Source organism: Arthrobacter sp. SO3, assembly GCF_020532825.1.
Classification (GTDB): Bacteria; Actinomycetota; Actinomycetes; order Actinomycetales; family Micrococcaceae; genus Arthrobacter.
This window is the reverse complement of sequence record NZ_MQTS01000145.1, coordinates 8105-9128: the sequence shown is the minus strand read 5'-3', so window position 1 is coordinate 9128 and position 1024 is coordinate 8105. Positions and strand designations below refer to the sequence as shown.

2 protein-coding genes are annotated in these 1024 nt (G+C 70.9%); both read left to right on the top strand.

The window, feature by feature from the left end:
* On the top strand, positions 1–653 hold a 653-nt coding region (locus tag BJQ90_RS13785), incomplete at its 5' end, for a DUF998 domain-containing protein (RefSeq protein ID WP_226760819.1).
* A 154-nt stretch (positions 654–807) separates the two neighbouring features.
* Positions 808–945, top strand: coding sequence for a hypothetical protein (locus BJQ90_RS13780; protein ID WP_226760818.1), 138 nt, complete (start codon positions 808–810; stop codon positions 943–945).
* Positions 946–1024 lie beyond the last annotated feature (79 nt).

The window sequence follows — 1024 nt, the reverse complement described above, 5'->3', positions numbered from 1 at the left end:
GGGAGGAGCCGTACAGCCGCCGGACGGGCTACATCAGCGACCTGGGCGCGGGGGGCTGCGGGGCTTTCGAGGGCCGGGATGTCTGCTCACCCGCCAACTTGCTGATGAACGCCTCGTTTGTGGTCCAGGGTGTGGGCATGATGGCCGGCGCGATGCTGCTCAGCGCTGCGCTGTTGTGCACGGCAGCGCGGCCCGGCGCGCGCTTCACGCCCGGTCCGGCCAGCCGGACACCGTGGGCGGCCGTGATCGCCGCGCGTGCCCTCACCGCCCTCGCGGGCGCCGGGACAGTCATCGTGGGGCTGGTCCCCGAGGACGCCGGCTCCGGGTGGCACGCGGTGGGCGCCATCGTGTACTTCTCGGCAGGGGGCCTCGCGCTGGTGCTGCTGGGCTGGCTCTGGCTGCGGCAGACGCCGCTGAGCTGGCTCATCCTGGTGTGCGGCGTGGTGTCCCTCGGCGCCCTCACCGCCGGCGGAGTGACGGGGATGGACGTGCCGGAACCGGGCACCCTGGAGCGGCTGATGGGCTACCCCATCACGATTGGCACGGCCGCGGTCGGGCTGGTGGTGGCGCAACGCGTGGGCAGGGAGCGCGCGGTCCGCCGGCTGGCCGGAGCGCGGGGTCACGCGGCGAGGGCGCTGACGGAGGGTTCCTGACCGGACGGGCGCGGCGGCTCCGTGGTGTCTTATGTCTCAAAATAACCCCGGCTTCGATTATCATGAGGGCATTCACCGGAACATTCCGGTGCAGCATGCGCGACGTGACTCCAGCGCATGACGAATGGCCGACTCCGGAGTCCAATGGGGACGAATGTCTGATGAGCTAGTCTTGCGGCGCTTTGATGCAGCGACCGCCGTCGCGGGCTTTGGCGATGGCGTTGTCCACCCCGACTCCGGCGCGGCCCGCGAACTTGCTGATCCGGCCTACCGCTGGGCTGAGCTCCAATGACGGTCGGGGCGGTGGCCTGGCCCGATGAACGCATACCCGAGGAGACCACCGGACTATCCGGCCCGACGACGGCGCCTGC